We start from the raw sequence: 21,926 nt of genomic DNA on the forward strand, positions 1-21,926 counted from the left end.
GCAGGCTTGGCACTTACCCTGCCGTGCTGTGCGCCCAGCCGGCATCCACCCACGAAGAGAGCAGCTGCAGCGCATCGTCACTGAGCTGCTGCACTTCGGCCGAGGACAACTGCCGGGTATCGGCCAGCTGGCGCATCAGTTCGGCATCGCGGCCTGCGGCCAGGTAGCTTTCGCCGTTGATGAAGATGTGCTGCGCGTCGTAAAGCATGCGGGTGCGCTGGTTCAGGCGCACGTTTTCGATCAGACCAAAGTCGTCGGCCGGCTCAAACCACACGCCAGGTTTGGGGTCGCTCAAGGTTTCGCCCAGGGCGCGTTCCAGCGCCAAGGGCTCGGCCAGGGCTTTTTCCAGCGCCTGGCGGGCAAAGTCCAGCAAGGCCGCAGGAATTTCGCCTGGGTGGGCCACCGCCGTTTGCTTGGGGTCTTTGTACACCACATCCTTGGGGCATTCATCGGGCGCATCGGACAGGCGCAGAAACAGTTCACGCGCCAGCTCGTCTTGTTTGGGAGAGCGAAAACCGACGGAGTACGTCATGCACTCGCCCTCGGCAATGCCGTCGTGCGCCCACATCGGGGGCAGGTAGAGCATGTCGCCGGGCTCCAGCACGTATTCTTCTTCGGGCTCGAAGTGGGTGAGGATTTTCAGCGGCACATCGGGCTGCAGGCTGAGGTTTTTTTGTCGCCCAATGCGCCAGCGGCGCTTGCCATGGGCTTGCAGCAAGAACACATCGTAGTTGTCAAAGTGTGGGCCAACGCCGCCTTGGTCGGTGGCAAAGCTGATCATCAGGTCATCAAGCCGTGCATCCGGAATAAAGCGAAACGGCTGCAGCAACTCGTGCGCGGCCTGCACGTGCAAATCCACGCCTTGCACCAGCACCGTCCAGCCCGGTTGTTTCAGCGCGGGCAAGCGCCGGCGCGAAAACGGGCCGTGCGCCAGGCTCCACTGCCCGCCGCCTTGCTGTTGCACCAGGCGCGATTCGACACCGTCTTGTCCCGCCAAGTCCAGCAGCTCGGAGCGGCTGAGCAGCGGCTTGAAACCGGGGATGGCCTGGCGCACCAGCAGGGGCTTTTTATGCCAGTAGGTGCGCATGAATTGGGCGGGGGAGATACCGCCAAGAAGAGCTAGAGGCGTACGTGTATCCATGATTTAAGCCATTAAAGTATAAAAAACTGTTTATTTAAAAGCGCGAGTAGCTCTTATTTTTAAGAAAATTCGCCCGAAAGATGCTGCGATTGTGCAACGCCTGCGCACGCCAGCGCTTGCGACAGCACAACAAAACCAGCGCTTGCCCCGGCTATCGGGGCTGCTCCTACAATCGCAGCCTTTTGCCAGAATGAAAGACTGCCGACCATGCACCCAGCGCACCCCACCGAAGTCAGCGAACAATGTGTTGTTGCCCTGACCTGGACGTTAAAAGACACTTTGGGCGAGGTGCTGGATGTGCTGGAGGCGCCGGTGGAATTTTTGGTGGGCGGCGATGATTTGCTCACCCGCATCGACCAGGCGCTGCAAGGCCACGCTGTGGGCGATACCCTGCAACTGCACCTGGAGCCGGAAGATGCCTTTGGCGACTATGACGAGCAGCGGGTGTTCCTCTCGGCCCGCAGCGCCTTTCCGGAGACTTTGGAAGAAGGCATGACTTTTGATGGCCTGGGCCTGCCCGCCAACGCCTGCCCGGATGCACCGCCAGAGCTGCTCTACACCGTTACCGAGATTTATCCCGAGCATGTGGTGCTTGACGGCAACCACCCCTTGGCGGGGATTGCGCTGCGCATCGAGCTCAAAATTGAAGCCATTCGCGAAGCGACCGAAGAAGAAATTGGCCAGGGCAGCGCCGGAACGGGTTTTTTCCGCATCCAGCCGCCCATGGCCCCAGGGTCCAGCACGCTGCACTAAGCACCTGTGTACCCTCTCGGTGCGGGTGGGCAGCAAGGCCGCTCACCGCAACTGAAATGCCTCTTGGTGCAGGTGCCACCCCGCTTCGCGCTGGGCTTGTTCGCGCACGGCCTGGCCCAGCCCGGCGGGGCCGCACAGCCAAATGTCCAGGGCTTTGCCGTGGCGCAGCAGATCTTGCGGACGGAAATACTGGTTTTTTTCAGCGTCGTGCACGATCAATTCCACCGGCGGCTGGGCACTGGCCGCCAGCGCTTGAATGCGTGGCAGCACACCATCCTTCGCGGCGGCGCGGGTGCAGTAATGCAGCACGGCCGGGCCGCCCCGGCCTGCGCTGCAGGGGCACCGGGCTGGCGGGCTTCCAGCAAGGCGATGAACGGGGTCACGCCCACCCCACCGGCGATCCACACTTGTTGGCGCTCTTGCACGCCCTGGCCGTCAAAGCGGCCATAAGGCCCTTCAATGCGCACGCTGTGGCCCACTTGCAATTGCTGGTGCAGCTGCTGGGTGTAGTCGCCCAGGGGTTTGATCACCAGGCGCAAGCGCTCTGCGCCATCGGCCGCCTGGCCACAGGCCCCAGGAGCGCTGGCGATGGTGAAGGGGTGGTGGCCTTCGGCCCCATCAAACTGCACAAACACAAACTGCCCGGCGTGGTGTCCTGGCCAATCGGACGGCAGGGCGCACAGCACCTCCAGCGGGTCTTGGCCTGCGTGTTGGCCCAGCAGCTGCACACTGTCAATGCGTGCGCTGTATTGGCGGGCCTGGCCAATTTTGCCCAGCAGCGACCACAGGGCCGCGCCACTGCCGACGGCCAGCAACGCCCCCATCAGCACGCCCATGGGGGCCGCCCACAGGCTCAAAGGCATCAGCGCCACCGTATGGAACACGGCCGCCAGGTAGAGCACGGGCATGACGCGGTGCAGTTTGCGCCACGGTTTGTAAGGCAGCAGTTTTTGCCAGAGGGTGAGCACAATCAGCGCCAGCAGGGCGTACATGGCCCACTCGCCCACATCTTTGCCCAGGCCGCGCCAATCGGTGGCAAAGCTGAGTACGGCATCGCGGGCCGGCTTGCCTGCACGGCCAAAGGTGGCTTTGAGCCCATCGCCCAAAAATTCCTTGAAGCCCCAGTAGTGCAGCGCCATGGCGACGGCGGCGGCAATCCCGGCCCATTTGTGCAGGCGATAGACCTGGTCCAGACCGCCTACCAGCCGCTCTTGCCAGGGCTGGCGCAGGGCCAGCAGCATGATCAAACTCATCATGCCCACGCTCCACACCCCGGTTAAATACAAGCCGTGGTGGCGCAACTGCCACCACCAAGTGCCGGGCACATCCTTGGGGGGCTGCCAGCCCAGCCAGGTCGTGAGCGCCCAGGCCAGGGTGAGTAGAGCGAGAAAGGCCCAAAAAACTTTTTTCATTCGCATGATCGTGTTCCTTTGCATGCAGCAACAAATCAAGGGTAAACCCTTTTATCTATGGCGGTGCTGCCAGCATGCCAAAAAACGACTGAACCGCTGCTGAAAGCACTGTTCAGGCTGTATTCAGCTGCCCCAGCGTACAACCGGGAGGCTGCTGGTGGATGCAGCCACCTGAAGAAAGGAAACCGCTATGAATACCCGCACCCTGACTTTAGCCCTGGGCAGCGCCTGCCTGGGTTTGGCCCTGTGGGCCAGTGCCTTGCCCGTCGGTCACGCCGACAGCAGCGACCATGAGCTGGCCCGCCAGGCTCTGCAGCAAGGCAAGGTGCTGCCCCTGCGCACCGTACTGGACAAGGTGGAAAAAGAGTATTCTGGCCAAGTGGTTGAGCTGGAGTTTGAAGCCGAGCACGGCGAGTTTGTCTATGAGATCCGCCTGCTGCAGGCCAATGGCACGCTGCTGAAAATCAAAATGAACGCCGTCGATGGCTCCGTCATTTCTGTCAAACAACGCAATCAACACTAAGGCTTGCATCCCCATGCGCATTTTGGTCGTAGAAGACGAGCCCACCTTGCTCGCCCAACTGGTCGCCGCCATTACCGCTGCTGGTCATACCGTGGAAATGGCCCGCGATGGTCAAGAAGCGGCTTACCTGGGCGAGGTGGAAGATTTTGATGCGGTCGTGCTGGACCTGGGCCTGCCCATCGTCGATGGCCTGAGCGTATTGCGCGGCTGGCGCCGCCAAGGGCGCAGCATGCCGGTGCTGATTTTGACGGCGCGCAGCAGCTGGCACGAAAAAGTCACCGGCATGGATGCCGGGGCCGATGATTACCTGGCCAAACCCTTTCACATGGAAGAGCTGCTGGCCCGCCTGCGCGCCTTGCTGCGGCGGCTTTCGCCGCACAGCAGCGCCCTGTGGCACTGCGGGCCCATCAGCCTGGATACGCGCCAGGCCAGCGCCTGGGTACACCAGGTGCCCATCAACCTCACCAGCCACGAGTTCAAATTGCTGCAGCTGCTCATGCAGCAACCCGGCCACGTGCTCACCCGCACCCAGCTGGCCGAGCACATCTACCCCCAGGACAGCGAGCGCGACTCCAACACCATCGAGGTGTTTGTGGGCCGCCTGCGCAAAAAGCTCCCCCCCGGCAGCATCGAAACCGTGCGCGGCCTGGGCTACCGCCTGGTGGAAGTGGCTGATCACCACGCCGATCCTTTATGAGCATCCCTGCCCCCGCCCGCCCCGCTGCCCAGGCGCAGCCCACTTACTCTTTGCGCCGCCGCCTGCTGCTGGGCACCCTGGGCTGGGTCTTGCTGGCGGTATTGACTGCGGGCTGGGGGCTGCGTGATTTATTTCAAAGCCATATCCAGGCGCAATTGCAAGACCAATTGCTCATGCAACTCAACCAATTGAGCGGTGCGGTGCGCAGCGATGCCCAAGGGCAGCTGCACGTGCCGCCGCTGGCCACCGACCCGCGCTGGAGCACGCCCCTGTCAGGCCTGTACTGGCAAATCGACAGCCAAGCCCAAGCCCAAGGCCAAGGCCAAGCGCCCCGCATGGCCGCCGCCCGCTCGCGCTCACTGTGGGACCAGGTGCTGCCCCTGCCATCCCAGGCCGAGTGGGATGCGCACGCCCCCGAGGGCCATAGCGTGTGGACGCTGCACCAAGAGGGGCAACGCCTGCTGGCCGTCAGCCGCCACATCCACCTGCCCGAAGAGGGTGCCCCCACCCTGCGCATCACCGTCGCTGCCGATGAGCGCCTGCTGGCCGAGCCCCTGGGGCGCTTTACCACCATGCTGCTTATCGCCCTGGGCACCTTGGCCGCCGGGCTGCTGATGGCCGCTGCCGTGCAAATGCAGTGGCTGCTGCGCCCTTTGCAGCAATTGCGCCAGCACCTGGGGGCGGTGCAAGCGGGCGATGCGGCGCAATTGCAAGGCGACTACCCGCAGGAGCTGACCCCGCTGGTCACCACCTTGAACCATGTGCTGGCCAGCAATGCCGAAATGGTGCAACGCGCCCGCACCCAGGCGGGCAACCTGGCGCATGCGCTCAATACCCCGCTGTCCATCCTCACCAACGCCGCCGCCCAAGACCCCAGCGCCCTGGGCCAGCTGGTGCAAGAGCAAGTGGCCCACGCCCGCCGCCATGTCGATTACCACCTGGCCCGCGCCCGCGCTGGCGCAGCTGTGCGGGCCACCGGCCTGGCCTGCCCGGTGCAGCCCACCACTCAGGCGCTGCTGCGCACCATGGCCCGCTTGTATCCGGCGGTGGACTTTGGCCTGAACGCCCCGGCCGCGCCGCTGCACTTCAAGGGCGAAGCGCAAGACCTGTTTGAAATGCTGGGCAACCTGCTGGACAACGCGGGCAAATGGGCGCACCGGCAGGTCAGCGTTACCCTGGCCCCAGCCACCGCGCCGGGCATGCTGCTGATTACCGTGGATGACGACGGCCCCGGCATTGCCGATGCAGCGCAGCGCCAGCAGATTTTTCAGCGCGGTGAGCGCCTGGATGAAAACCGCCCCGGCGCTGGCCTGGGTCTGAACATTGTGCAAGTGCTGGCCCAGACCTATGGCGGCGATGTGCGGGCCGAGCCCTCGGCGCTGGGCGGCTTGCAGCTGCAATTGCAGCTGCCATTGAGCACACCCACTGCCGCCGCCGCTGCATGACGACGGCCCCTGGCCCAGGCCCGCTATAGCAATAAGATGAGCTGGTAGCGCTGAATAAAAAAGGACTTCATGCTGTTTTAGCCATGAAGTCCTTTAAATTGAAGCGCAAACAGCTATGCTATTTAAAGCATGCCCAGCGTACGCGGCAGCCACAGCGACAGGTTGGGCCAGTAGGTCACCAGCACCAAAAAGCCCAGCATCGACAGCAGCCACGGCCAGACGGCCACCGTCAGCTCGGTAATACCCATTTTGGTAATGCCCGAGGCCACGTACAGGTTCAGACCCACCGGCGGGTGGCACATGCCCACTTCCATATTCACCACCATCAAAATGCCCAGGTGAATCGGGTCAATGCCCAGCTGCATGGCAATCGGAAACAGAATGGGCGCAAAGATCAGCATGATCGACGAGGGCTCCATAAAGTTGCCCGCCAGCAGCAAGATGACGTTTACCGCCAGCAAGAAGCTGATCACGCCCAGGCCGTTGCCCAGCATCCAGTCGGCCATGGCCTGGGGGATGTTCTCGTTGGTCATGATGAAGCTGAACAATGCCGCGTTGGTAATGATGTACAGCAGCATGGCGCTCATGTTGGCTGAGCTGAGCAGCACCCTGGAGACATCTTTCAGGCCCATGTCCTTATAGACGAACACCGCCACGATGAAGGCGTACACCGCGCTCATGGCCGCCGCCTCGGTCGGGGTGAAGATACCGGAGTAAATCCCGCCCATCACCACCACGATCAGGAACAGCCCCCAAAAGGATTTACGAAACGCCACCCAGCGCTCACCCCAGGTGGCCTTGGGCAGGCGCGGGTAATTGTTCTTGCGGGCGCGCCACCAGGTCACACCGCCCAGCACCATGGCCAGCAGCAGGCCCGGCACCACCCCGGCCATGAACAAAGCGCCCACCGAGGTATTGGTCGCCACGGCGTACATCACCATCACGATGGACGGGGGGATCAAAATCCCCAGCGCCCCCGAAGTGGCAATCACCCCAGCACCAAAGCGCTTGGGAAACCCGGCTTTGGCCATGGCCGGCAGCAAGATCGAGCCAATGGCCACCACCGTGGCCGGGCTGGAGCCCGAGACCGCCGCAAACAGGGCGCACGCCACCACCCCGCCCAGGCCCAGGCCACCATGCCAGTGGCCGACCATGGCGGTGGCAAAGTTGATCATGCGCCGCGCCACCCCGCCGTGGGTCAGAAAGTTGCCCGCCAAAATGAAGAACGGGATGGCCATGATCTCGAACTTCTCGATGCCGGTGAACAATTTCAGCGCCACCGACTCCAGCGGCACATCGGTAAAGCCGAACAAAAACGACAACACCGTCAGGCCCAGGGCAATCGACACCGGCATGCCGGTGACCATCAGGGCCGTGAGGATCAGAAAAATAATGGCTGCGTTCATTTACTGGCCCGCCTTCTTGTTGGTCTGCTGATCGGCCTGCGCATTGGGGTGCAGGTTGTCATGCATGTTCAAGGGATTGATGTTTTATGCGGCGTTCTCCGCTTCGTCTTCCTCCAGACCATCGACGTGGCCATGGTCGTGGTGGGGCAGCTCGCCGGTGCGGATAAAGGCCACCAGCACCTGCAAAAAGCGAAAACACATCAAGCCACTGCCCAGGGGAATGGCGCTATACACCATCCAGGTGGGCCACTCCAGGTCGGGGGTGGTGGGGCCTTCAATCAGCTCATCCACATTCCGGCCCAGCAACTCAAAAATGCCATAGTGCGCCCCGTTGTCCCAGACAAAGGTGGCACCCATGATGCCGATGATGCCGGTAAACAAGGCACCGGCCGCCAGGCCAAAAATAATGAATTTGCGCCGCGTGGCACCGCCCATGCGGTTGATCAGCACATCCACGCCCACGTGGATGCCCGTGCGCACCCCGTAGGCCGCACCAAACTTGGCCATCCACACAAACATGATAATGGTCAGCTCTTGCGCCCAGGTCATGTTGATGGAAAGCAGCCAATCTTGCAGGCCCGGAATGGCGTAGCCCGCCATGTAACGGTGCAACACTGCTATAAAAACAATGAGCGTGGCAGCGCCCATCAGCAAGGCGATGATCCACTCTTCCAGTCGGTCCAAAATTTTCATCATGGGGTTCTCTCTCCCGCTGAACCTGCCCGCCCAAGGCAACGGGCACCACAGCCTGGCCGGGTGCCCGTATGCACAAAGCGCAGCAGCGCCAAGAATTACAGCTTGCTGGGGTCAAAGCCAGTGGCTTGGTACACGTCCTGAATGGTTTCCTTGCCAATGCGGCTTTCCATCTGTTTGTGCACGGGCACCAGGGCTTTTTTCAGGGCGGCGCGCTCCTCGGCCGTGGGGGTGTAAATGGTGGTTTTGCCACTTTTCTTCACCGCTTCCAGGGCCTGGTCGTTTTCGTCCTGGGCGATTTGGTTGGCGTAGGCGGTGGCCTGCTTCATGGCATCTTCCAACTGGCCGCGCACGGTGGCATCCAGGCCATCCCAGAATTTCTTGTTCACGATGACGGCATAGCCCAGGTAACCGTGGTTGGTCATGGAGGCGTACTTTTGCACCTCGTGCATCTTCTGGGTGTAGAAGTTGGAGGGCGGGTTCTCGGTGGCATCGACCACACCGGTTTGCAGCGCCTGGTAGGTTTCACCAAAAGCAATCACCTGCGGAATGCCGCCCAGAGCGCGGATTTCCGCTTCCAGCACTTTGGAAGATTGGATGCGGTATTTTTGCCCCTTGTAGTCAGCCACTTGGTGGATCGGCTTGTTCGACGAGAAAATTTTGAAACCGTTGTCCCAATACGCCAGGCCGGTAATGCCGCGTTTTTGCAGCTTGTCCAGCAGCTTTTGCCCCACAGGGCCGGTGGTCACTTTGTGCAGGTCATCGCGGTTGTCAAAGATGAAAGGCAGGTCAAACACCTCAAACTCTTTCACGCCCAGGGGGCCAAACTTGGCCAGCGAAGGGGCCAGCATCTGCACCGAACCGAGCTGCAGCGCCTCCATCTCTTCCTTGTCTTTGTACAAGGCGCTGTTGGCGTACACCTCCACCTTGACCTTGCCGCCGGTCAGCTCTTCGGCCTTTTTGGCGAAAAATTCTGCGGCCTTGCCTTTGGGGGTGTCTTGCGCCACCACGTGGCTGAACTTGATCACGGTTTGCGCATGGGCCACCGTGGCACCAACGGCCAGCAAAGCGCAAGCCAGAACGTGTTTCACAGGAAATTGCATATTCGGGGTCTCCTTGGCGAATCTGAAGGTTGTCACACGCCCCGAAATGTAGAAAAGCTGTCCTGCCTTGGTAACTGTGGCGTTCCACAGCTAGGGTTTACCCCTGATGTTTTGCATTCTTTCCAAACTACGCGAAACCCCTTATTCGGACTTGTAGCTTTTTGCAACAGTGGCGGTTATAAGTTTGCCCACAGGAGGACAACCATGACCATTCCAGGAATGGAACTAAGCGAAACCGATGGCCACATTTTCTTGACCATTGCCCCCACGGCAGCGCCCAGCCCGACCGACGAAGCCAGCGTCATCCAATGGCTGCAAGCACAGGGGTATGGCACCTGCCAGCTCGACCAGGACGCCATCGCACAGGCTGTGCAAAGCCACCGCACGGCCGATGCCCAGATGGTGTTTGAAATCGGGCAGCGCCTGGATGCGCTGATCAGCGTCGAGGTGGCCAGCGATGCCATGAGCGCCACCCTGCACATCACCCCCGCGCAAGGCGGCACGGCTGCCCGCCCCGAGCAGGTGCTGCAGGCCCTGGCGCAGGCACGTGTACGCAAAGGGATTGATCTGTCGGCCATCGCCTTGGCCTTGGCACAGCCCCACACGGTGGTCATTGCCCGGGGCCAGCCACCAGAACATGGGCAAGATGCCCAATTTGAAGCGCTGGTGACTCTGACCGCCCAGCGCACCCCCCAGGTCAATGAGGAAGGGCGCATTGATTACCGCGAAGTGGACAACATCACCATGGTGTCCGCCGGTGCCCCGCTGCTGCGGCGCATCCCACCGACGCCGGGCATTCCTGGCTACACCGTTCGTGGTGACCAGGTGCCCGCACAACCGGGCTCCGACATTCCCTTTGCCAGCGAATGCGAAGGCGTCCAGATCAGCGCGGCCGACCCCAACTTCCTGGAATCGGCCATTGCCGGTCAGCCGGTGGCCATTCCCTATGGCATGCAGGTCGATCCCGTGCTGGTGCTGCCCGGTGTGGATATCAGCACAGGCAACATCCGCTTTACCGGCTCCGTCCGGATCGACGGCGATATCGGCCAGCAAATGACGGTGCAAGCCGATGGCGACATCATCGTGCGCGGCACGATTGATGGGGGGCTGGTGCAAGCTGGCGGCCAGATTCAAGTCACCGGTGGGGTGATTGGCCACGCCCAAGTCCAGGCCCAGGGCGATATCCAGGCCAAATTTGCCGAAGCCTCGGTGTTGAAGTCTGGTGCGGCCCTGGACATCCGCACCTATGCCATGGACTGCACCCTGCAAGCGCTGCAGACCATCACCATTGGCCAGGCGGCACCGCGCAATGGTCGGCTGATCGGTGGCAGCGCCACCGCCCTGCTGATGCTCACCACCCCCATTTTGGGTTCCGATGCCGCCAGCTTGACCCACCTGTGCGTTGGCACACACCCTGAGTTTGAAGAGCGCTGCAGCGCCTTGCAGCAAACGCTGCAAAAGCATGAGACCACCTTGAGCAGCCTGCGCAAAATTTTGGCCAACCTGACCGAAGAAGGTGACCCCAAAGGCCTGCTGCCCAAGGTACAGACCTCCTTGGCCCAGGCCCAGGAGGCGCACGCCAGCTTGGTGGCGCAGCGCGAAGCCCTGCAAGCACAACGCGCCCTGGCGCGCCAGGCCTACGTCCAAGTCGGCGTGGGGGTACACGGTGCGGTCGATTTATGGCTGTGCCGCCGACGTCTGTCCTTGCACCAAGACTTTGCCAACGGGCGTTTTGAAATCAACAGCGAAGGCATTCCCGTCTTTATTGACCGCCGTGGCTACGCCGACGTGTTGGCCTAGGCGGCGGCGCGCTCTTTTTCCAACTGCACCAGCCACTGGGGGCCAATGCGCTGCGCCAATCCCTGGTACACCGGCTCCAGGGCCTGGCGCAGCCGCTGGCGTTGGGCGGCATGAATGGTATGCAGGCGGCAATGGCCACTGGCACGCAGGGCCTGCAAATCCTCGGTATTGCGCTGCTGCGCCTGGACGTTGCCCCAGGCCAGCGCTCCCTGCAACGCTTGCTCCACCCACGCGCGCTGCAGGGGCGATAGATACTGCCAAAAACGCTGGTGTACGACGATGCAATAACCCAGGTAACCATGGCTGGTCAGGCTGACATCGGTTTGCGCTTCGTGCATGCGCTGCGTCCAGAAATTAGAGATCGGGTTTTCCGTGCCATCCACCACCCCCATGGCCAAGGCACGCCGCGTTTGTCCAAAATCGAGCACCACCGGCTGCGCCCCCAGCGCCCGCATTTGATGGGCAATCACCCGCGAGCTTTGTACCCGCAGCCGCTGGCCCACAAAGTCCTGTGGCTCCAGCAAAGGGCGGTTGGCACTCATATGCTTAAAGCCGTTGTCCAAATACCCCAACCCCACCAACCGCTGACGCTGCAACCCGGCCAGCAACGCCTGCCCCACCCGGCCTTGCATCACGCGGTGCACCTGGGCCGCATCCTGGAACAAAAACGGCAGGTCAAACAGTTCAAACTCCGGAAAACCCAAACGGCCAAACTTCGACAGCGACGGGGCCAGCATATCGACGGCCCCCAATTGCAGGGCCTGCATCTCATCGTCATCGCTCAATAGCTGCGAATTGGCGTAAATCTGCACCTGCATCTGCCCAGCGCTGATGGCGGCCAATTCCTGGGCAAACCGCTGCAGCGCCCCCGAGTACTTCCTGCACGCCACGCAGCGCCTGAACGAACGCAGCCGCTGGGCCATGGTCTGGATGGTCGGTTTTGCCATGCTGGTCATTGCCACCGTGGTGGCACTGGCCTGGTACCTGGACCATTTCGAGCAAGAAGAAGAACTGCGCCGCCGGGGTGCCGATGCCCAGTGGCTGGAGCAAAGCGTGCTGTTTCACTTTCGCCGCTTGGAAGACGACGTGGCCCGCCTGAGCCAACAAGCTGCATTGGGCCACGCCCCCACCCTCGCCCAACCCGGCAAGGGCCTGCACGACCCCCAGCCCAATGGCCTGCTGTGGCGCACCCCCGGCACCATCCTGACGCACACTTGGCTGAGCGCGCATGCGGGCCACAACGCCGATCTGCCGTTGTGGCGCGAACACCTGCAGGCCCACCCCAGCAACCGCCAGGCCTTGGATACCTTGCTGGACATCACCACCGGCCTGCGCCGCTCCAGCTACGCCGGGCCGATGCGCGATTCCAGCGGCATCCCGGGCGACACCCTGTGGCTGGCCGTGCCCTACTTTGACGGTAGCCGCCTGCTGGGCAACTACCTGGTGGCGATTTCGATCCAACAAACCCTGAACACCTTGCTGCCACCATGGTTCAGTGCCCAGCAAAGCGTGCGCTTGGTGGTCGATGGCCTGCCCGATACCCCCCAGCCTGCGCCTGCCCAGGTGCCCGATAGCTACAACACCGCCATCAGCCTGCCGGGTGCCGACATGCTGCTGGAAGTCAGCCCCCTGGGGCCGCGCAGCTCCACCGTACCCCGGGTGTTTTTTATGGTGGCGTTGCTGTTTTTACTGGGCATGCTGGCCAGCTTGCTGGCGCTGCGCCAAGACTTGCGCAAACGCCGCCAGGTGCAGTTGCGTTTGCAGGCCGAAGTATCTTTGCGCACCGCCATGGAGCAATCGGCCAGCGTGGGCATGCGGGCGTGGGATTTGCAGGGGCGGGTGCTGTATGTAAACCCCGCTTTTTGTAGCATGGTCGGCTATACAGCAAAGGATTTGATAGGACAAAAAGCCCCATTTCCATACTGGCCAGCGGAACATGCTACTCATATCTTTGCCGAGCACCAACGCATCATGCGCGAAGGCACCCAGCCGCAAGGCATCGAAGTGCAGTTCCAGCACCGCAACGGCCAACGCGTGGACGTGCTGATCCACGAAGCGCCCCTGCGCAACAGCGACGGCACGCACCTGGGCTGGATGAGCTCGATCATCGACATCAGCGAACGCAAACGCGCCCAGCACCTGGCCCAAGTGCAGCAGGAAAAACTCGAAGCCTCTGAGCGCCTGGTCGCCGTGGGCGAAGTTGCCTCCACCCTGGCGCACGAGCTCAACCAGCCCCTGGGGGCACTGTCCAGCTTTGCCAACGGCCTGGTCAACCGCTTGAACAGCGCCAGCATCAACCTGGCCGAAATGCAGCCCGTGGTGCAACGCATGGCCCAACTGGCCGAACGCGCCGGCAGCGTGCTGCAGCGCGTCAATGCCTTTGCCCGCCGCCGCGAACTCAAGGTGGAGCGTGTGGACTTCACCACCTTGGTGCAGCGCACCTGCGCCAGCGCCCAAGAAGGCCAGCCCCTGAAAATCCAAACCATACTGCCCGCCACCGCCTTGTGGCTGCAGGGCGATGCCTTGCTCGCCGAGCACCTGCTGGCCAATTTGTGCAGCAACGCCCTGGCCTGGGCCGCCCAAGGCAGCGCCCGCCAACCGGCCGTGCACGTGCGCCTGTCCCTGCACAGCGCCAACTTAATTCTGGAAGTGGCCGACACCGGCCCCGGCGTGCCCCCGGAAGCACGCGGGCGTATTTTTGATGCTTTTTTCAGCACCCAAACCAACGGCATGGGCATGGGGCTGGCCATCTGCCGCTCCATCGTCGAGGCCCACCATGGCAGCATCACCGTCGGGCACGATGCTATTTTGGGCGGCGCTTTGTTTACCGTCACCCTTCCGGCCAGCCCCACCCCGCCACTATCACCATGACCCCTTCCCCGCACATTCACATCGTGGACGATGACCCAGACATTCGCGACGGCCTGGCCTGGCTGTTTGACTCGCGCGGCTGGCGCAGCTGCGCCTGGGACAGTGGCCCGGCTTTTATCACTGGCATTGCCGGGCAGGCCCCAGACTGGGGCGAAGCCGTGGTGCTGCTCGATGTGCGCATGCAGCCGTGGTCTGGCCTGGTCACTTTTGAGCATTTCCAGCGCCTGGACTGCCCTTGGCCCGTATTGTTTTTAACTGGCCACGGCGATGTCAGCACCGCCGTGCAAGCCGTAAAAAACGGCGCTTGGGATTTTTTAGAAAAGCCGTTTCAGGACAACCAGCTGGTGGACCGCGTCGCCCAAGCCTTGCATGCTGCCGCTGCGCAGCGCCAAAACCAGCGCCACAGCCAGCGCCTGCGCCAGGCGCTGGCCAGCCTCAGCCCCCGCGAGCGGGAAGTGCTCGATGAGCTGCTGCGCGGTCACTACAACAAAAATATTGCCGAGCACCTGGGCATCACCCAGCGCACCGTGGAATTTCACCGGGCCAATATTTTTGAAAAAATGGGGGTGGAATCCGCGATTGAGCTGGCGCACCAGCTGGGCAAGCTGCAGCACTGAAACCGTGCTGCCCGCCCCCGCTTGCCCTGCGCGGATGAAGCCTTAGTCGCGCTCGCCGCCGAAGATGCCCAGCAGGGCCAGCAGACTTTGGAACACGTTGTACACGTCCAAGTACAGTGCCAACGTCGCGCTGATGTAGTTGGTCTCGCCGCCATCAATGATTTGCTTGATGTCGTAGAGCATGTAGGCGCTGAAGATGCCAATGGCGGCGGTCGAGATCGCCAGCATGCCGGCGGTCGAACCCACAAAAATATTGATCACCGAGCCCAAGAGCAGCACCAGCACGCCCATGAACAGCCATTTACCCATGCCCGACAAATCGCGTTTGATCACCGTCGCCAGGCTGGCCATCACGACAAACACACCGGCTGTACCGGCAAAGGCCGTCATGATCAGCTCCGAGCCATTTTTAAAGCCCAGCACCATCCCAATCAAGCGCGAGAGCATCAGCCCCATAAAGAAGGTGAATGCCAGCAGCACCACCACCCCCATGGCAGAGTGCTTGGTCTTTTCAATGGCGAACATAAAGCCAAAGGCCCCCGCCATAAACACAATAAAACCCACGCCACCGTTCAGCCCGGCCGTGATGCCCGTGCTCACACCAATCCAAGCCCCCAAAACGGTGGGCAACAAGCTCAGGGCCAAGAGCCAATAGGTATTGCGCAGCACCTTTTGGCGTTGCTGGGCGACCAAATCAAGACCTGCGTGGTCCAGCGTCGGAAATGAATGTTGCATTGAACGAAAGCTCCATAAATAAAAATTTGCTGCCCCTAAGAACGTGTCGGCAGCACCGAAGGTGCATTCTAGGAGCAAATGCACTGGCAACAAGTTCCTAAAAAACCTGAAAAAACGGCCCGCAAGCCAGCAGAAAATGGTGGCGTTTGCGCCTGTTTTGCGCACAAATGGTTTACAAAAAACACCCTGTCCGGCTACCAGCGCTTGCACTACAGTCAAGCCTTGGCACAAAACTCCACAGGATTGCACCTTATGAAAAACAAACCCCAACTTGAACTGGCAGATGTCAAAAAAATTGCCGCTGCGGCCGAAGCCGAAGCGCTCAAGCACCAGTGGCCCGTGAGCATTGCCATCGTGGACGATGGCGGCCACCTGCTGTGGCTGCAGCGCTTGGATGGGGCCGCGGCCATTTCGGCCCACATTGCCCCGGCCAAGGCCCATGCCGCAGCGCTGGGCCGGCGCGACACCAAAGGCTATGAAGACATGATCAACACGGGGCGCAGTGCGTTCCTGAGCGTCACCGCCATTGCACCGGGCGGTTTGCTCGAAGGCGGGGTGGCCATCATGCACAACGGGCAATGCCTGGGCGCGGTTGGCGTTTCTGGCGTCAAGGCCCCGGAAGATGCCCAGGTGGCCAAGGCAGGGATAGCTGCACTCGCTTTATAAACAAGCATTTCAATTAAAAAACTGCTTCTAACGCTTTATTGACAAGCGTTAGAAGCTATTTTTTATTTTTTTACCGGCTGCAGCGCACGGTTTCATATACCCCAATTCAAGCTGGTTTTTGACAAAATTTGCTTTTATTTTTAAGGTTTTAGCAAGGCTAGAATGCCCCATTCCTTTTTTTCTATCCAGCGATTGACGTATGCCACTCCTAGAAAATAACGACTGGAAATTGCTCAAACACCTGCACCAGCAAATCGCCGATCGCCAGGCGCAAGGCATCGAGCAAGGGAAAAAAGTCACTCCCAATGCCTACCTCATCAGCCCGCCCGCAGCGCCCCAGGCACCCGCCCAATTGGCCGAAGTGGCGCAGGACTTTATCGCCCACTTGCTGCAGCAGGCCGATGGCGAGCACCTGCTGGCGAAGTACCTTGCCGATGCGGTGCAACCGGGCAGCGAAGTCCACCAGCGCATTGCCCAAGAACACGGCTTTGATGCCCAATTTACCCTGAGCTGCCAAGAGGCGATGCTGCCCCAAGCCAATGGCTCGCTGCAGCCCGTGCTGATGGTGCTTTTGCACGGCCAAGGTTTTGCCATGCCCATTTTTCATAGCATTGACCGCACAGCCACCGGACGTTTGTGCCAGTTGCGGCCTTTTCCAGATTTGGAAGAATTTCAAGCCGTGCAAGCCCTGCTGGAACAACGCATTCAGCAAAACATGACGCGCCATTGAGTCCGCACCCAGCGCTGCGCACACGGCATAAAAAAACCTCCTCAACACGGGTTGAAGGAGGTTTTTTTATGGGGCTTACTTTTTCCAGTCTCTGGCTTATTTGATCAGGGCCTCCCAAGGCCAATCGCGGTGTTTGCGGATGGCTTCGGCAAACAGCATGTCTTCCTTGCGCAGCCACAGGCCGTAAGGCCCTTGCTTCAAGTCTTGTGCTTCGGCACGTTGCCACAGGGTCGGATCAATGGTTTGCGTCAGCGGGCGCTGGGCCGGGGCTTCGGGCTGCCCTTCCTCGGCAGAGGCTGCGTGGGGAACATCTTCGCGCCAGTAAATGCCTTGGTTGTCCCAGCCTTCAATCAGTGGCATGGCCGCCTGAATGATCAAATTGCGCACCAAACGCCGCTGGGGCTGCAGCCAGTACAAGGTCCAGGTGGTCACGCCGCCGTAGGCGGGGCGCTCAGGCGGCTCCAGCAGCAGCCATCCGTCGCCGTTCGGATTGGGGTAGGCCGCTGGCCCGGTGCCACACAGCACGGCACCACTGCGCGTGACGCTGATGCCATGGCAGCGCGGCACCAAGGCATCGTCTTGCGGCTGCTCAGGGGTGTATTGGCGCATGCCGCCAAACCACCACAGCTCATCTTTGACATCGCCGGCCCAAAAATAATCCCCGTCGGCGCACGGGTGCTGGGTGGTCGCAATCGTGCGCCAACTGGGCAGCAGGCGCCACACGCCTTGGTTGTCCGGCACGATGTCGCGCACCTCGTACAGCGGGGTGTATTCGGTTTTTTCCAACCGCTCCCAGGTAAAGGGCTCTTGGTACCAGCGCCAAGTGGGCTTGCGCAAATCGGCATCGCTCTCCTTCACCACCCCAACCATGGCCAACACACGCACCCGCAGCGATTTGGGCGCGCGCGCACTGGGGGTGGGGGTGATGCGGGCCACAGGCCAGGGCAAATCCAGGGGCAGCAGTTCCTTGCCATCCCAAATACAGACTTGGGCCTCCCCCTCTTTGCCGTCCTGGCCATCGTTTTGCAGGCAGCGCAGCAGCACCGCCCAGGTGCGCTGCACGATGACGTGCTCCAGCTCCCACAGCCCCGGAATGACCACTTCCCCCCAGCGCAACCGGTAGGCGGCCCGCTCGCCCGAGGTGGCGCTGGCGGGCAGCTCCAGCGTCCAGGACAGTGACTTGCCGGCCACCGGCTCGCTGCGGGCCAGCCACCGATCGGGGTGCTGCAGTTGCCGCTCCCACAGCAAACTGGTGATGGGGGCGGGGCGCAGCTCCAACCGCCCATCCTCTTGGTGGCCGGCCGGCACCAGCACCTCATCGGTGTGGTATTCAATGTGCGAGCCATGGCGAAAGCGTTGCAGCACCGGAATGTCGATGCGCACCCGCTGCAACAAGCGGTCTTTCATCCAGCGAAACGCTGGCTGCCCCGGCTCTTCCGGGGCGGGCGACAGTTCCCAGGGTTTGCGGTCGGGGGGTTGCTGCTCGGCCCATTTTTGCCAGCCGCGCTCCGACTCCCACACCGCCAGCGCCACGCGCTGCTGGCGGTTGCCTTGCGCGACGGAATACGCGTACATGGCCAGGGCGTTGCCGTCCTCGCGCCAGCTAAAGGGCAGGTCGGTGGCCACCACCCACGGCTGGGGCTGGCCATCAAGCAGCAGCTGCCACTGGGGCTTGGTGAACAACTCCAGCGGCTGGCGCTCCGTGCGCAAAGACTCGGGCCAATAGCGCTGCACCCCCACCAGCCGCCCACCACTGGGCGGCAGGGGGATATCCGGCGGAACTTCTTCTTTTTGCGCGGGCATGGCATCCCACGGCACCCACAAATCACGCAGGGCCACCATGGGCATGGCACTGTTGGCCACATTCGAGGCCAGCCAGGCGGCAAATTGCCCCTCCGTCATGGGGGCTTGGGCCTCGTTGTGCATGGCACCGACAGACACCGTTTCACCACTCCAGCGGGGCAAGCGCCAGTGAATTTCCTCCAGGGCGCTGGCCTCTTCGGCGCTGAGCGTCCAAGTGCAGCGCTTTTTTCGATCCACCAAATACGGGCTGGCCTGGCCATAGCCGGAAATGCGCAGCCAGCGGCCATCCATGGACGTGGCAAAGCCCGACTCCCACAAACGCGGCAAGTACACGCCATCAGCGCACATGATGTCGCCGTATGAGGTGTTGCTCACACCCGCTTCGCCGTGTTTGCGAAAGACGATTTCTTTGAGCTTTTGGTTTTGCTCTTGCTTTAAGGCCAGCTCCCGCTCGCGGGCCAGCTTGAGCGCACGGTCGGCAGCGTCAGCGCGGTACCACAGCACCAAAGGAAGTGCAATTACCACCACCACTGCCAAGATCCACCACATCATGCTTTGCTGCCTTTGTGCTTTAAAAAAAATAGCGCCTGCTTCAGAACAAAGCAGGCGCTGGGGATTATGGCGGGAAATTTACAGGGCTTCTTGGCGCAATTGCGCTGGGGATTTGGCACTAATCCACCCAGGTGCCACATCGAATACCGTTTTGGCCCCATGCAAACCCATCTGGGCCATGCGGTGCACAGCGCGGGCATACGCCACCAAGACGCTGGCGGTAAATTCCGGGTTGCTATCGAGCTGCAGGCGGTATTCCACCACTTGGTTGGTGCCTGCACTGGTGCGCCCACTGCGAATCACAAAACCACCGTGCGGCATGGTGCTGTGCTCGCGGGCAAATTCTTCGGCGCTGATGAAGTTCACCGTGGTGTCGTACTCATCAAAATAGTGCGGCATGGTGACGATGGTGTGGCGCACCACTTCAGCCTCAGCCCCTTCGGCCAGCACCACGTAGCAATGGCGCTCGTGCTTTTCGCGGGTGGACAGCTGCGGGCAGCTGCCACTGCGCACGGCATCCACCGCCGCCTGCACCGGGATGGTGTACTGCACCCCTTGGGCCACCCCCGGCACGCGGCGAATGGCATCCGAGTGGCCCTGGCTCAAGCCCTTGCCCCAAAAGGTGTAAGTGGCCCCTTGCGGCAGCAGGGCCTCGCCCATGATGCGGTTGATCGAGAACATGCCCGGGTCCCAACCGGCGGAAATCAACGCCGTGGTTTTACCGCCCTGCGCCGCAGCATCCACGGCCGCAAAGTGCTCAGGAATGCGGGCGTGGGTATCAAAACTGTCAATCACATTGAACTTGGCCGCCAGCGCCGGGGTTTGCACGGGCAGATCGTCTTTGGAGCCGCCACACAAAATCAACACATCGACCTGGCCATGGTGGGCATCCAAATCGTCCAAACGGTACACCGGAGTTTGCGCATTGGCCGGCTTTAACTTGGCGGGATCGCGGCGGGTGTAAATGCCGGTGATCTGCAGATCGGGGTTCAGCGCCACGGCGGCTTCGACCCCGCGCCCTAAGTTGCCATAGCCCACCACACCAATGCGGATGGGATTTGCTTGTGTGTTTTCCACGGTGATTTCCTTTGTGTGTTGAAAAAAATGAAGCGGCTAGCTCGCTCCTGGCTTATTTCGCAGCTGCATTAAACCCTCAAATGCCATAACAACAACGGCAGCAGCTATCAAGAAATACATTACTTCCTGCCCTGGCTGGATACGCTCGCCCAAGAGCATGGCCGCCAGCAACAGCAAAATCGGCTCGACATACGACAATAGGCCAAACAGCCCCAGCGGTAGCAGCCGGTGCGCGGTCATGTACAGCGCCAGCGCTATGCCACTGACCACGCCCAGCAAGGGAATAAAAATATGCAGTTTGGGCGTTTGCACCACCGCCAGCCAGCCGCTCAAGGCATTGACGGGCTCCACCGGCGTGACCACCACAAACCACAGGCACACGGGCAGCAAAATCAGCACATCCAGCCAATGCCCGGCCAAAGAATCTGTGCGCATCAAACGGCGCAGCACAAAGTAAGCGGTGTAACCAATGGCCACCAGCCACGTCGGCCAATCCAGGCCCGCGCCGCGCAACAGCTCCCAGGCCACCCCAGCGGTGGCCAGCGCGGTTGCCACTTGCTGCAGGCGGCTTAAGCGCTCGTTAAACACCAGCCGCCCGGCCAGCACCATCACCAGCGGCAGCAAAAAATACCCCAGGGAAGTGGGCAGGGCCAAGCCATTGAGCGGGGCCCATAAAAACAGCCACAGCTGCACGCCAAACAAAGCGGCACTGAGCAGCAGCAAAGCCCCCAGCCGCCAATACCGCTGCACCCGGCGCACGATGGCCAGCACCTGGCGCGATTGGCCGCTATAGATAAGCAGCAAAGTGGTGAAAGGCAGGGTGGCAACCATGCGCCAGCCGAAGATTTGCTCGCCAGCCAGCGGCGCGAGGAAAGGTGCAAAGTAGTACATCCCCCCGAATAAAAAAGAACCAACCACTGAAGCGAGAACTCCGCGCACCATCTCGTCACCAACCCCTTGCCAATAAATAACCCACAACAGGGGCAACCGGGCATTGTGCTGGATTTTGTCCGCCCGACTACACTGCCGGACTTTAGCCCGAATGACCTTATGGACACTGCCGCTGCGCCCGCTGCATCGTCCGGCGTGGACTTCTCCACGCCGCTGACCATCCTCTACCACGATGCCGACTTGGTTGCCGTCTATAAACCGGCCGGCTGGCTGGTACACCGCAGTGCCATCGCACGCCACGAAAAGCGCTTTGTCCTGCAGCGCCTGCGCGACCAGATTGGCCAGCATGTGTGGCCCGTGCACCGCCTCGACCAAGGCACTTGCGGCCTGCTGGTGTTTGCGCTGAACAAAGAAAGCTGCCAGCAACTGGCCCGGGCCTTTGCCGAGCAGCGGGTGCAAAAAACCTACTTGGCCCTAGTGCGCGGCTGGCTGCCGCAGCAGGTTGAGGTGGACTACGCCCTGCGCCCCGAAGACAGCGCCCCCGATGCCCCACCCCAATCGGCCCAAACCACGCTGCGCTGCCTGGCCACGCTGGACTGGCCCGAAAGCTACGACCCGCGCCACCCCAGCACCCGCGCCAGCCTGGTGCTGGCCCAGCCGCACACGGGCCGCCGCCACCAAATTCGCCGCCATTTAAAGCATGTGGCCCACCCCATCCTGGGCGATGCCACCCATGGCAAAGGGGCGCTCAACCGCTGGTGGGCGCAGCGCCTGGGCGGCCAGCGCCTGTGGCTGCACGCCCATGCGCTGCAGCTGCAGCACCCGCGCACAGGCGAAGCCCTGGCCCTGACGGCCGACTGGCGCGCCCTGCCCCAGGTGCCCGAGGTGCAGCAATGGCAGCACATGCTGCAGCTGCCAGGCTGGCAAACCGTGGCACCTTGGCCGGGCAGTTGTTCCGTTATTTAATAGCGCCTTGCGCTTGTATATGGGCATTTCAAGGCTTTATTGCCC

Annotated in this window: 21 protein-coding genes; 10 read left to right on the plus strand and 11 right to left on the minus strand. The window is 61.6% G+C overall.

From position 1 onward, the window contains the following. Positions 1 to 13 precede the first annotated feature (13 nt). Entirely contained in the window at positions 14 to 1,141 is a 1,128-nt protein-coding gene (locus ACFO24_RS12780) for a cupin domain-containing protein (RefSeq protein WP_207575478.1), read from the minus strand. Positions 1,142 to 1,348: 207 nt separating this feature from the next. On the opposite strand from ACFO24_RS12780, the gene ACFO24_RS12785 reads away from it, so the two are divergent. Beyond that, positions 1,349 to 1,894 carry an FKBP-type peptidyl-prolyl cis-trans isomerase gene (locus ACFO24_RS12785; RefSeq protein WP_377738686.1) on the plus strand — a complete coding sequence of 182 codons (546 nt, stop codon included), beginning with the start codon at positions 1,349 to 1,351 and terminating at the stop codon, positions 1,892 to 1,894. Positions 1,895 to 1,936: 42 nt separating this feature from the next. On the opposite strand, the gene ACFO24_RS12790 is transcribed toward ACFO24_RS12785, so the two are convergent. After that, on the minus strand, positions 1,937 to 2,164 hold the full coding sequence (locus ACFO24_RS12790; RefSeq protein ID WP_377738687.1) for a hypothetical protein: 228 nt from the start codon (positions 2,162 to 2,164) through the stop codon (positions 1,937 to 1,939). Beyond that, positions 2,110 to 3,306 carry a ferredoxin reductase family protein gene (locus ACFO24_RS12795; protein ID WP_377738688.1) on the minus strand — a complete coding sequence of 399 codons (1,197 nt, stop codon included), beginning with the start codon at positions 3,304 to 3,306 and terminating at the stop codon, positions 2,110 to 2,112. The genes ACFO24_RS12790 and ACFO24_RS12795 overlap by 55 nt, the downstream gene beginning before the upstream one ends. Positions 3,307 to 3,496: 190 nt before the next feature. On the opposite strand from ACFO24_RS12795, the gene ACFO24_RS12800 reads away from it, so the two are divergent. From ACFO24_RS12800 to ACFO24_RS12810, 3 genes are read left to right on the plus strand one after another with little or no spacing between them, the layout of a single operon-like run. Then, positions 3,497 to 3,829 (plus strand): PepSY domain-containing protein, encoded by a 333-nt coding sequence (locus ACFO24_RS12800; protein ID WP_207575481.1) that lies wholly within the window; start codon positions 3,497 to 3,499, stop codon positions 3,827 to 3,829. Positions 3,830 to 3,842: 13 nt separating this feature from the next. Further along, on the plus strand, positions 3,843 to 4,526 hold the full coding sequence (locus ACFO24_RS12805) for a response regulator transcription factor (protein ID WP_377738689.1): 684 nt from the start codon (positions 3,843 to 3,845) through the stop codon (positions 4,524 to 4,526). Continuing rightward, positions 4,523 to 5,971: an ATP-binding protein gene (locus ACFO24_RS12810; RefSeq protein ID WP_377738690.1), complete on the plus strand. Its 1,449-nt coding sequence runs from the start codon at positions 4,523 to 4,525 to the stop codon at positions 5,969 to 5,971. The genes ACFO24_RS12805 and ACFO24_RS12810 overlap by 4 nt, the downstream gene beginning before the upstream one ends. 122 nt (positions 5,972 to 6,093) lie before the next feature. Here the strand turns inward: ACFO24_RS12810 and ACFO24_RS12815 are convergent, their stop codons facing one another. The 3 genes from ACFO24_RS12815 to ACFO24_RS12825 form a co-directional block, all read right to left on the minus strand. Beyond that, positions 6,094 to 7,377, minus strand: a complete 1,284-nt coding sequence (locus ACFO24_RS12815) for a TRAP transporter large permease (RefSeq protein ID WP_377738691.1) — start codon at positions 7,375 to 7,377, stop codon at positions 6,094 to 6,096. Between the two features lie 84 nt (positions 7,378 to 7,461). Beyond that, a complete protein-coding gene (locus ACFO24_RS12820; RefSeq protein WP_377738734.1) occupies positions 7,462 to 8,070 on the minus strand; it encodes a TRAP transporter small permease in 609 nt (202 codons plus the stop codon). Between the two features lie 98 nt (positions 8,071 to 8,168). After that, on the minus strand, positions 8,169 to 9,173 hold the full coding sequence (locus tag ACFO24_RS12825) for a TRAP transporter substrate-binding protein (RefSeq protein WP_377738692.1): 1,005 nt from the start codon (positions 9,171 to 9,173) through the stop codon (positions 8,169 to 8,171). Positions 9,174 to 9,377: 204 nt separating this feature from the next. Between ACFO24_RS12825 and ACFO24_RS12830 the strand changes: the two genes are divergently transcribed. Continuing rightward, entirely contained in the window at positions 9,378 to 10,973 is a 1,596-nt protein-coding gene (locus ACFO24_RS12830) for a DUF342 domain-containing protein (protein ID WP_377738693.1), read from the plus strand. On the opposite strand, the gene ACFO24_RS12835 is transcribed toward ACFO24_RS12830, so the two are convergent. After that, the gene (locus ACFO24_RS12835; RefSeq protein ID WP_377738694.1) at positions 10,970 to 11,863 is read right to left on the minus strand and encodes a DctP family TRAP transporter solute-binding subunit; all 894 of its coding nucleotides are present in this window, start codon (positions 11,861 to 11,863) and stop codon (positions 10,970 to 10,972) included. The genes ACFO24_RS12830 and ACFO24_RS12835 overlap by 4 nt on opposite strands. Here ACFO24_RS12835 and ACFO24_RS12840 point away from each other — a divergent pair. Together ACFO24_RS12840 and ACFO24_RS12845 are read left to right on the plus strand one after the other, a co-directional pair. Beyond that, positions 11,805 to 13,844 (plus strand): two-component system sensor histidine kinase NtrB, encoded by a 2,040-nt coding sequence (locus ACFO24_RS12840; RefSeq protein WP_377738695.1) that lies wholly within the window; start codon positions 11,805 to 11,807, stop codon positions 13,842 to 13,844. The genes ACFO24_RS12835 and ACFO24_RS12840 overlap by 59 nt on opposite strands. Then, positions 13,841 to 14,461 (plus strand): response regulator transcription factor, encoded by a 621-nt coding sequence (locus ACFO24_RS12845; RefSeq protein ID WP_207575489.1) that lies wholly within the window; start codon positions 13,841 to 13,843, stop codon positions 14,459 to 14,461. Before ACFO24_RS12840 ends, ACFO24_RS12845 begins: the two co-directional genes overlap by 4 nt. Before the next feature lie 42 nt (positions 14,462 to 14,503). On the opposite strand, the gene ACFO24_RS12850 is transcribed toward ACFO24_RS12845, so the two are convergent. Then, positions 14,504 to 15,196, minus strand: a complete 693-nt coding sequence (locus ACFO24_RS12850) for a Bax inhibitor-1/YccA family protein (RefSeq protein WP_207575490.1) — start codon at positions 15,194 to 15,196, stop codon at positions 14,504 to 14,506. Positions 15,197 to 15,448: 252 nt separating this feature from the next. Between ACFO24_RS12850 and ACFO24_RS12855 the strand changes: the two genes are divergently transcribed. Together ACFO24_RS12855 and ACFO24_RS12860 are read left to right on the plus strand one after the other, a co-directional pair. After that, entirely contained in the window at positions 15,449 to 15,862 is a 414-nt protein-coding gene (locus ACFO24_RS12855; RefSeq protein WP_207575491.1) for a GlcG/HbpS family heme-binding protein, read from the plus strand. Between the two features lie 199 nt (positions 15,863 to 16,061). After that, complete coding sequence (locus ACFO24_RS12860) at positions 16,062 to 16,592, plus strand: hypothetical protein (RefSeq protein WP_207575492.1); 531 nt, start codon at positions 16,062 to 16,064, stop codon at positions 16,590 to 16,592. A gap of 96 nt (positions 16,593 to 16,688) precedes the next feature. Here ACFO24_RS12860 and ACFO24_RS12865 read toward each other — a convergent pair whose 3' ends face one another. The 3 genes from ACFO24_RS12865 to rarD all read right to left on the minus strand — a co-directional run bounded on the left by ACFO24_RS12865 (position 16,689) and on the right by rarD (position 20,966). Next, positions 16,689 to 18,947 (minus strand): hypothetical protein, encoded by a 2,259-nt coding sequence (locus ACFO24_RS12865; protein ID WP_377738696.1) that lies wholly within the window; start codon positions 18,945 to 18,947, stop codon positions 16,689 to 16,691. 78 nt (positions 18,948 to 19,025) lie between these two features. Beyond that, positions 19,026 to 20,030, minus strand: coding sequence for a diaminopimelate dehydrogenase (locus ACFO24_RS12870; protein ID WP_377738736.1), 1,005 nt, complete (start codon positions 20,028 to 20,030; stop codon positions 19,026 to 19,028). 30 nt (positions 20,031 to 20,060) lie between these two features. After that, positions 20,061 to 20,966: an EamA family transporter RarD gene (rarD, locus tag ACFO24_RS12875; protein WP_377738737.1), complete on the minus strand. Its 906-nt coding sequence runs from the start codon at positions 20,964 to 20,966 to the stop codon at positions 20,061 to 20,063. 108 nt (positions 20,967 to 21,074) lie between these two features. Here rarD and ACFO24_RS12880 point away from each other — a divergent pair, with 108 nt between their 5' ends. Beyond that, on the plus strand, positions 21,075 to 21,881 hold the full coding sequence (locus tag ACFO24_RS12880; protein WP_377738697.1) for a pseudouridine synthase: 807 nt from the start codon (positions 21,075 to 21,077) through the stop codon (positions 21,879 to 21,881). The last annotated feature ends 45 nt before the right edge of the window (positions 21,882 to 21,926 follow it).

The organism is Comamonas denitrificans (assembly GCF_042654745.1).
Taxonomy (GTDB): Bacteria; Pseudomonadota; Gammaproteobacteria; order Burkholderiales; family Burkholderiaceae_C; genus Comamonas; species Comamonas denitrificans.

Coding starts and splice junctions, on each gene's coding strand:
- ACFO24_RS12815 (WP_377738691.1), bottom strand. CDS start 7,377: ATGAACGCAGCCATTATTTTTCTGATCCTCACGGCCCTGATGGTCACC.
- ACFO24_RS12860 (WP_207575492.1), top strand. CDS start 16,062: ATGCCACTCCTAGAAAATAACGACTGGAAATTGCTCAAACACCTGCAC.
- ACFO24_RS12800 (WP_207575481.1), top strand. CDS start 3,497: ATGAATACCCGCACCCTGACTTTAGCCCTGGGCAGCGCCTGCCTGGGT.
- ACFO24_RS12830 (WP_377738693.1), top strand. CDS start 9,378: ATGACCATTCCAGGAATGGAACTAAGCGAAACCGATGGCCACATTTTC.
- ACFO24_RS12805 (WP_377738689.1), top strand. CDS start 3,843: ATGCGCATTTTGGTCGTAGAAGACGAGCCCACCTTGCTCGCCCAACTG.
- ACFO24_RS12820 (WP_377738734.1), bottom strand. CDS start 8,070: ATGAAAATTTTGGACCGACTGGAAGAGTGGATCATCGCCTTGCTGATG.
- ACFO24_RS12845 (WP_207575489.1), top strand. CDS start 13,841: ATGACCCCTTCCCCGCACATTCACATCGTGGACGATGACCCAGACATT.
- ACFO24_RS12810 (WP_377738690.1), top strand. CDS start 4,523: ATGAGCATCCCTGCCCCCGCCCGCCCCGCTGCCCAGGCGCAGCCCACT.
- ACFO24_RS12785 (WP_377738686.1), top strand. CDS start 1,349: ATGCACCCAGCGCACCCCACCGAAGTCAGCGAACAATGTGTTGTTGCC.
- ACFO24_RS12880 (WP_377738697.1), top strand. CDS start 21,075: ATGGACACTGCCGCTGCGCCCGCTGCATCGTCCGGCGTGGACTTCTCC.
- ACFO24_RS12795 (WP_377738688.1), bottom strand. CDS start 3,306: ATGAAAAAAGTTTTTTGGGCCTTTCTCGCTCTACTCACCCTGGCCTGG.
- ACFO24_RS12825 (WP_377738692.1), bottom strand. CDS start 9,173: ATGCAATTTCCTGTGAAACACGTTCTGGCTTGCGCTTTGCTGGCCGTT.
- rarD (WP_377738737.1), bottom strand. CDS start 20,966: ATGGTGCGCGGAGTTCTCGCTTCAGTGGTTGGTTCTTTTTTATTCGGG.
- ACFO24_RS12855 (WP_207575491.1), top strand. CDS start 15,449: ATGAAAAACAAACCCCAACTTGAACTGGCAGATGTCAAAAAAATTGCC.
- ACFO24_RS12780 (WP_207575478.1), bottom strand. CDS start 1,141: ATGGATACACGTACGCCTCTAGCTCTTCTTGGCGGTATCTCCCCCGCC.
- ACFO24_RS12840 (WP_377738695.1), top strand. CDS start 11,805: ATGGCGGCCAATTCCTGGGCAAACCGCTGCAGCGCCCCCGAGTACTTC.
- ACFO24_RS12865 (WP_377738696.1), bottom strand. CDS start 18,947: ATGATGTGGTGGATCTTGGCAGTGGTGGTGGTAATTGCACTTCCTTTG.
- ACFO24_RS12850 (WP_207575490.1), bottom strand. CDS start 15,196: ATGCAACATTCATTTCCGACGCTGGACCACGCAGGTCTTGATTTGGTC.